The sequence below is a fragment of the bacterium genome (assembly GCA_024226335.1).
In the GTDB taxonomy this organism is placed as follows: Bacteria; Myxococcota_A; UBA9160; order SZUA-336; family SZUA-336; genus JAAELY01.
In genome coordinates, this window is record JAAELY010000493.1 from 1 (window position 1) to 7,441 (window position 7,441).

Sequence of the window (7,441 nt, forward strand, 5' to 3'; positions counted from 1 at the left end):
CGAACGGCGCATTCCAACCCGCAGACTGCCGGGTGGGCGGAGTCACGAACTCTCTTACGCGTACTGAGTCCTGTGAACGGGTCAGATGGCCCTGTCGAGGAAGACCCGGGGACTCGAAAGGCACATTCTTCGGACCACAACTCATTCACGCGCCCTCGATCAGAGTTCGAATGACGACGCGGAGAAACTCCTGGTGCGTATCGGAACGGCTGTGGGCAAGTACTGGATTTGCAAACGCACGCCCGGTCACGCCAGCGAAGCCATGGAGTGTCTCGGGGGGAGCGGTGTGATGGAGGATTCTATTCTGCCGCGCCTGTTCCGCGAGTCGCCGGTCAATGCGATCTGGGAAGGCAGTGGCAATGTGCAGTGCCTGGACATGCTGCGCGCCATGCGCCGCAGCCCGGGAGCAATCGACGCGTTCATGAACGAAGTCGAACTGGCCTCCGGCAGAGATGCCCGACTCGATCGTTTCGTCGAAGAGCTGGGCTGTGAGCTCCGAGACCAGGAGAACATCGAGTACCGTTGCAGACGCATCGTCGAGCACATGGCTCTGGCGTTCCAGGGTTCACTGCTCGTGCGAAGCGGCGACGGTGCGGTGGCCGAGGCCTTCTGCGCATCGAGGCTGACGAAGATCGACACGTGTGGAACGTATGGCGCCTTACGTGCGGGCCTGGACTGCAGGCGGATCATCCAGCGGGCAACTCCCCAGCAGTCCGCCTGATGCACTGCTAGACTTTCAGACTATTCGGCTCGTTGGCCGCTAGGCGAGGAGGAGTTCGATCATGTACGAAGGCCAGACCCATCCCGACGGAACCGTAACCGGGGCACCGATCAACGTGGACGCGCGGGCCACGTTCATCACCCGAACGTATGTGCATCTGTTCGGGGCGATCTGTGGATTTACGGCGCTCGAGGTCTACTACTTTAGCACGGGTCTGGCTGAGACCATGGCGCGGGCCATGCTCGGTACCAGTTGGCTGTTGGTGCTGGGAGCGTTCATGATCGTCGGCTGGCTCGCCAGTCGAGCTGCCAATGGATCGACTTCGAAGGGTGCACAGTACGCCGGTCTGATCGGTTTCGTCGTCGCGGAATCGATTTTTTTCGTACCGCTGTTGTTCATGGCGAACAATTTCGCACCCGGCACGATCCAGAGCGCGGCCTGGGTCACGATGGGTGGCTTCGTCGGCCTGACGGCCGTCGCCTTCATTACGCGAAAGGACTTCAGTTTTCTCCGCGGAATCGTCATGTACGGAATGATTGCCGCCCTGATCGGGATTGTTGCGAGCAGCTTGTTCGGCTTCCACCTCGGTACCTGGTTCTCGGTTGCCATGGTCGGTCTCGCGGGTGCTGCCATTCTCTACGAAACCTCGGACATCATTCGGACTTTCCCGGAAGACCGCTACGTGGGCGCATCTCTGCAGCTCTTCGCTTCGGTGGCCTTGATGTTCTGGTATGTGTTGCAGCTCTTCATGAGCCGGGACTAGCTTGCTGCGGGAAGAGCCTCGCCGATACGACTTCGATGCGAAGATGTGAGATGCTCGGAGGATGCGAGCAAGATCTCTGATCAGCCTTTTCGCGGCTTTCCTTGCGCTCTCGGCCTGCGCGATTCCGGGCCCCTCTGAGCATCTGAACGGTGACGAAGGCCAGCTGGCGCGGCTGACTCAATCTCCGTTCTTCATTCAGATGGCCGATCCACAGCTCGGGTTTGCGGGTACGCCTCTGCTTCTGGTCTTGCTCGGCTACACCTGGAATGACGATCCTACGGCCCAGGAGATTGCGCTGTTCGAGAAGGCGATCGAGCATGCCAATCGTCTGCGACCCGCCTTTGTGGTGATCTGCGGCGACCTGATTCAGACCCCGGGTCATGCTGGTCAGACCCGGGAGTTTCAGAGGATTGCCGGACGACTCGACACGTCTATTCCATTACACCTGGTCCCGGGCAATCACGATGTCGCCGGAGAACCGACATCGGATCTCCTGCGCTCGTTCCGACGTGATTTCGGACCCGACTGGTATTCGTTCCGACACGGCGACGTGTACGGCATCGTACTCAATAGCAGCCTGATCGGTCAGCCATCGAAAGCTCCCGGTGAGGCCGCTGCTCAGTTCGCCTGGTTGAAGGGGGAGCTTGGAACCGCGCGCGCATCAGGTGCGGCGCAGATCCTGGTCTTCCAGCACCATTCCCTTTTTCTGAGCGATCCGGACGAGGCCTGGGAGTACTTCAATCTTCCGAACGAGATCAGGGGCCAGTACCTGAAACTCCTGCACGAGGCGGGTGTGAGAGCCGTGTTCGCAGGGCACTACCATCGCAATGCCTATGGGCGCGACGGTGAACTCGAGATGATCACCACCGGCCCGGTGGGCAAGCCTCTGGGTGACGATCCTTCGGGTTTCCGGATCGTGCGAATCGGCGAGGACGGATTCGAACACGCATATTTCGGAATCGCCGACGGGCCCTAGGGAATCTCTGCACAGGGAGGATTCGAGCGAGAAGCGAGAGTCGCCGCCTGAGCAAGAAGCGTGATCCGATCGCAGATCCGTAGATCTGCAGAGGGTCGCGCGACGCAGCGCAGGCGGATGCATCGCGCTTCGCGGTCGCAGCCTCCCTGTGCAGAGGTTCCCTAGCCAGCAGCTAACCCTGTCTCAGGGCGGGTCCGGGGCGTCGTATGATCGCGGGGAATTCCATCCGAATTTCGGGGAATTCCAACACGGCTTGCTAGTGATCTGCGCGTGTTCCGGCTACCGTCGGGTTTCCTGGGCCTCCCGGGCCGGTTGCGCAAAACAGGGGCAGGCGGGCTCTGAAACCCCTTCAGCCCACGCAACATCCAAATCACCCTTCGGAAAGGGCTCTGCCCGAATCCCTTTGAAATCCAGCAAATTCGGGTTTATTCTCGGCTGTGAAAGCTTGTGGAAAACGGAGGCTCGCCATTGGAATCGAGCAGTAAGACGGTAGTGCAGCAGCTGGCGGCCAAACGCCAGAGCGGGGATCCCATCAGCCAGGCCCGAGGTGAGGCTTGTCCCGATCCTGTCTGGGTCATCGAAATTCTCGACAAACTGCGCGCGATCGTGCTCGACCAGACACCTGATGAGCGGCTGACCGCCGACATCGAAGTCGTGCACGGTCTGATCGCAGGGTTGATCGGTCATGAGCGGGCGGGCAAGTTGATCGACGAGCTTCCCGAGGTCCGCGAATGCGTGTGCATGGACGTGGACGCCGCTTTCCAGGGCGATCCCGCTGCCAAGACCTTTGCCGAGGTGATCGTGGCCTATCCTTCGGTCTTTGCGGTTTCGACCTACCGCATCGCGCACCAGTTCTATCTGCTCGAGGCGCCCGTCGTCGCTCGCATCATGGGTGAGCATGCGAAGAGCCGTACCGGTATCGATATCCACCCCGGAGCAACTATCGGTTGCCACTTCTTCATCGATCACGGGACGGGCGTTGTCGTGGGTGAGAGCGCGATCATCGGCAACCGCGTGAAGATGTATCACGGTGTGACCCTGGGTGCGTACTCGAACAAACACGGGCGACTCGACGTGGGCAAGAAGCGTCATCCGACGATCGAGGACGATGTAACGATCTATCCGAATGCTTCCATCCTCGGTGGTGAGACGGTGATCGGCAGTGGCTCGGTGATCGGAGGCAATGTCTGGATCACGGAGTCGGTACCTTCGCACACGCGGGTCCAGATCGAGAAGCCACGTCTGCAAGTTCGCCAGAAGAACGACCAGGAAGCCGGTTCCGTCGAGGGCTGGGACATCTGAGTCGCGCCCGTCGCAACCTGTCGGTTGCGGGGAATTCCTGGCGTTCGCCCAACCCGCAAGTCCGGGAGGACTCTCTTGCGGCCGGCTATTCTCCTGCAGTCACTGACTTTGCCGGGGAATACCATGAACAAGTGGATGGGCTTTCTATGCGGCTTCGCCGGGGTTGTTGCGGCTGCCCATGTTGCGTGGGCCGAGATGCCACCTGCTGTGGAGATTCAAGCGGACCGCGAACTAGCGGATGAGATTCGCGCTGATCTCGAGGCGCAAGAACGTCAGCAGATCGAGACCGATCTCAGTCCGATCCACGGTGAACTTCCCGCGATCTCTCCAGAACAGAACGACGAGTTCGATCAGCCGGGTTCCTTCGACTCCGATTCTGTAGATGGGACGACCGATCCCGATGAGCTATTGATCGGCGATGACGGCGAGCCGCTCTATCCTCGCGATGACGAGGAGCCGGTTCCGGACTCAAAGAGCGGCAAGCCCGTGCCGGGTGCAGCAGAGAAGATCGAGCAGGATGCGGATGAAGACTATCCCGCGGACGAGTCCGGGGCTCCTGGCGGTCTGATCGACGGAGAAATCGAAGCGGGCCAGCCCAATGGCGACATCGAGACCATGGACCCCGACGATCTCGATGTGGATCGCTCGGCCACCGGGTCCGACGAGGACGATTAGCCCCGGATTCTTACCCGGCTTGCTTCACTGCCTGACGTCGTGCGAGTTCGGCCAGCGCGTATACGAGGGCCAATGAACGGTACGGGCGCCAACGCTTGGCGTAGTTGCGCATCTCGGCTTCACTGGCACTTTCCTTTCGTCCCAGGAGATCGCGGGCCAGGTATTTGAGGACGGCGAGGTCGGCGGCCGGGTAGGCATCGAGGCGCGCCAGGCCGCGAATCAGCACGACCTCCGCCGTCCAACGACCCACGCCCTTGATCTGGCAAAGGCGCTCGATCACCTGCTCGTCGTCGAGTACCGCGAGTTCTTTATCGGCCAGTTCGCCGCGTTTGAACGCCTGCGCCAGAGCGTGGATTGTGCGCGCCTTTGCGGCCGTAAGCCGGAAGGTCCGCAGGGTCGTTTCACTCTCTCGAGCGACGCGCTCCGCTGCCGGAAACGCGTAGTAGGTCATGCCGTCGAAGCGCGCGCGGCGACCGAGTTTGCCAATCAGGTCATCGCGAATCGAGAAGGCGAACTTCAGGTTTACCTGCTGGCACAACACGGTTGTGACCAGGGCTTCCCAGACATCGGGAGCACCCGCCACGCGCAGGCCGCGGAAGTGAGTCATTGGTTCGCAGAGCAGGGGATCGTCCTTGAAGTTTCGACAGAAGGCGCGCAGGTCTGCGCGTGCGCCGAGTCCCCGTTCCAGCACACGCTCTGCCGCTCCGCGTGCTGCTTCTCGTTGGGCTCCCTTGCCCTGCATGCGCACATGGAGAGTCGCGCGCGATACGGGACCTCGTTGGTGCACAGATACGAGCAACGGCTGGCGTTCGACGATCATCAGACGTCGATAGCCAGAATCATCGACACGGTCGACCCGTTCGGGAAAGCGCTGGAAGCGGGACGCAGTCAGCGCAAGCGAGTACGGTCCTCGGGGTCGGTACTCGAATTCCATTTGCTCAGAGTACACGACGCCCCCTCGCGCGGGCGGGCAAAACTCGCCAGAATCGGTCCTGATGGTCAAGAACTTGAAAATCTGCGCATCTGGACCCGGGTTGTGCGAGTTCACTTCTGCTGTGGAAGAAGTCGTTTCGGAGGCCGGGGTTGATACGGGTCTGTGCACGATCTTCATTGCACACACTTCGGCCAGCCTGACGATCCAGGAAAACGCAGACTCATCCGCGCGTCGCGATCTCGAAACCTGGCTTCGGCGCCTCGTGCCTGAAGACGACCCGCTCTACACGCATACCCAAGAGGGGAACGATGACATGCCCTCGCACATCAAGGCCGCGCTTACCTCGACGTCTGTTTCGATCCCGATCGTAGGGGGACGACTCGGGCTGGGCACCTGGCAGGGCATCTTCTTATGGGAACACCGGCGACGATCGACCGCGCGGACCGTGTTGGTCCACGTCTCCGCTTGATCAGGGTTTGAGTTCCAGCACGACCGGGCAGTGGTCTGAACCCTTGACCTGAGGCTGAATGCGCGCAGCTCGATAGCGGTCGACCAGTTCTGGATTGGTCGCAAAGTAGTCCAGGCGCCATCCGATGTTCCTCTCTCGCACACCCAGGCGCTGGCTCCACCAGGTGTAGTGTCCAGGCTCGTCGCAGAAGTGACGGAAGCTGTCCACATAGCCATTCTTCAAGAGACGATCCATCCAGGCGCGTTCTTGCGGAAGGAATCCAGCACTATTGCGGTTCTGCTTTGAGTTCGTCAGGTCGATCTCGCGGTGGGCAATATTGAAATCTCCGCATAGCGCGACGTGTCTGCCTTCGCGTCGCATCTTGTTCATCAGGCGCATCATCGAGTGACAAAAACTCAGTTTGAAATCAAGACGCGTGTGTTCTCTCTGGCTGTTGGGGAAGTAGGCGTTAATCAGCGTCAGTTCGGGAAACTCGCTGATCAGCACACGCCCCTCGCGATCGGCCAGGCGATTTCCCATGCCCTTTCGCACAGAGAGTGGTTCGCGTCTGCTGAACGTGGCCACTCCGCTATAGCCCTTCTTCTCGGCCGAAAACCAACTTGCGTGGTATCCGAGTGGGTTCAGAAGTTCCTCACTCAGTTGGTGAGGTTGGGCTTTCGTTTCCTGCACGCACACGATGTCCGGCTTCTGGGCTTCGAACCACTCCAGAAATCCTTTGCGCTGTACGGAGCGAATGCCGTTCACATTCCAGGAAAAGAGTTTCACGACCGCAACTTGAACTACGATCCGCCAATCTGCAAGTGGATTGGGTAATCTCCGGCTATGAAGGAAGCCAAGTTCTACGAGGGGGGCTGTCACTGTCGTGCCGTTCGCTTTCGCGTTCGAGTCGACGAACCCACGGTCAACGAGTGCAATTGCTCGATCTGTTCGAAGAAGGGCTTCCTGGGTCTGATCGTGTCGGCGGACGCGTTCGAGCTACTCGAAGGCGACGATGCCCTGGAGACCTATCGTTTCAACACCGGAAGCGCCCAGCACCGCTTCTGTCGAAGTTGCGGTATCCACCCATTTTCGCGTCCGCGTTCCCACCCCGAAGGCTATGACATCAATATTCGCTGCCTGGACGGAGACGTCCTCGAGGAGTTTGCATGCCGCCCCTTCGACGGGCAGAACTGGGAACGCAGCGTCGAGAAGATCCGTTGAGATCGATCAGGGATTCCCCTCATTCATCGAGCGCAAGGCGCCGACGCTCGACGCAGTCGAGACGCAGTAGGGTACCAGGACCGTTAGAGCCATCTTGAATACTCGAGTCGAGTCGATGTCTCCCCGAAGAAGCGCGTCGGCGTGATTGATCGCGATCAGGATGGCCCCGACAACGACTGCGTAGAGCAGGGCACGCTTCACTACGGGCTTTTGAGTGGCGGAACGAAGGAACTCTCGCATGCTCACGAGTCTACCAGCCTACTAGGGAATCTCTGCACAGGGAGGATTCGAGCGAGAAGCGGGAGTCGCCGCCTGAGCAAGAAGCGTGATCCGATCGCAGATCCGTAGATCTGCAGAGGGTCGCGCGACGCAGCGCAGGCGGATGCATCGCGCTTCGCAGC

10 protein-coding genes are annotated in these 7,441 nt (G+C 60.2%); 7 read left to right on the top strand and 3 right to left on the bottom strand.

The features are described 5' to 3' along the window. Positions 1-85 precede the first annotated feature (85 nt). From GY725_23750 to GY725_23770, 5 genes are all read left to right on the top strand, one after another. Positions 86-721, top strand: coding sequence for a hypothetical protein (locus tag GY725_23750; GenBank protein MCP4007209.1), 636 nt, complete (start codon positions 86-88; stop codon positions 719-721). A 61-nt stretch (positions 722-782) separates the two neighbouring features. Then, positions 783-1,484, top strand: a complete 702-nt coding sequence (locus GY725_23755) for a permease (protein ID MCP4007210.1) — start codon at positions 783-785, stop codon at positions 1,482-1,484. Positions 1,485-1,545: 61 nt separating this feature from the next. Then, a complete protein-coding gene (locus GY725_23760; GenBank protein ID MCP4007211.1) occupies positions 1,546-2,460 on the top strand; it encodes a hypothetical protein in 915 nt (304 codons plus the stop codon). A gap of 741 nt (positions 2,461-3,201) precedes the next feature. Then, positions 3,202-3,762: a hypothetical protein gene (locus GY725_23765; protein MCP4007212.1), complete on the top strand. Its 561-nt coding sequence runs from the start codon at positions 3,202-3,204 to the stop codon at positions 3,760-3,762. Between the two features lie 123 nt (positions 3,763-3,885). Beyond that, entirely contained in the window at positions 3,886-4,437 is a 552-nt protein-coding gene (locus tag GY725_23770) for a hypothetical protein (protein MCP4007213.1), read from the top strand. A gap of 10 nt (positions 4,438-4,447) precedes the next feature. Here GY725_23770 and GY725_23775 read toward each other — a convergent pair whose 3' ends face one another. Then, positions 4,448-5,386 carry a DNA-3-methyladenine glycosylase 2 family protein gene (locus GY725_23775; protein MCP4007214.1) on the bottom strand — a complete coding sequence of 313 codons (939 nt, stop codon included), beginning with the start codon at positions 5,384-5,386 and terminating at the stop codon, positions 4,448-4,450. A gap of 46 nt (positions 5,387-5,432) precedes the next feature. On the opposite strand from GY725_23775, the gene GY725_23780 reads away from it, so the two are divergent. Next, positions 5,433-5,840 (top strand): YjbQ family protein, encoded by a 408-nt coding sequence (locus GY725_23780; protein ID MCP4007215.1) that lies wholly within the window; start codon positions 5,433-5,435, stop codon positions 5,838-5,840. Here the strand turns inward: GY725_23780 and xth are convergent, their stop codons facing one another. Next, positions 5,841-6,605, bottom strand: coding sequence for an exodeoxyribonuclease III (xth, locus tag GY725_23785; GenBank protein MCP4007216.1), 765 nt, complete (start codon positions 6,603-6,605; stop codon positions 5,841-5,843). A gap of 57 nt (positions 6,606-6,662) precedes the next feature. On the opposite strand from xth, the gene GY725_23790 reads away from it, so the two are divergent. Then, on the top strand, positions 6,663-7,040 hold the full coding sequence (locus tag GY725_23790; protein MCP4007217.1) for a GFA family protein: 378 nt from the start codon (positions 6,663-6,665) through the stop codon (positions 7,038-7,040). A gap of 6 nt (positions 7,041-7,046) precedes the next feature. Here GY725_23790 and GY725_23795 read toward each other — a convergent pair whose 3' ends face one another. Then, positions 7,047-7,280 carry a phosphoenolpyruvate protein kinase gene (locus tag GY725_23795; protein MCP4007218.1) on the bottom strand — a complete coding sequence of 78 codons (234 nt, stop codon included), beginning with the start codon at positions 7,278-7,280 and terminating at the stop codon, positions 7,047-7,049. Positions 7,281-7,441 lie beyond the last annotated feature (161 nt).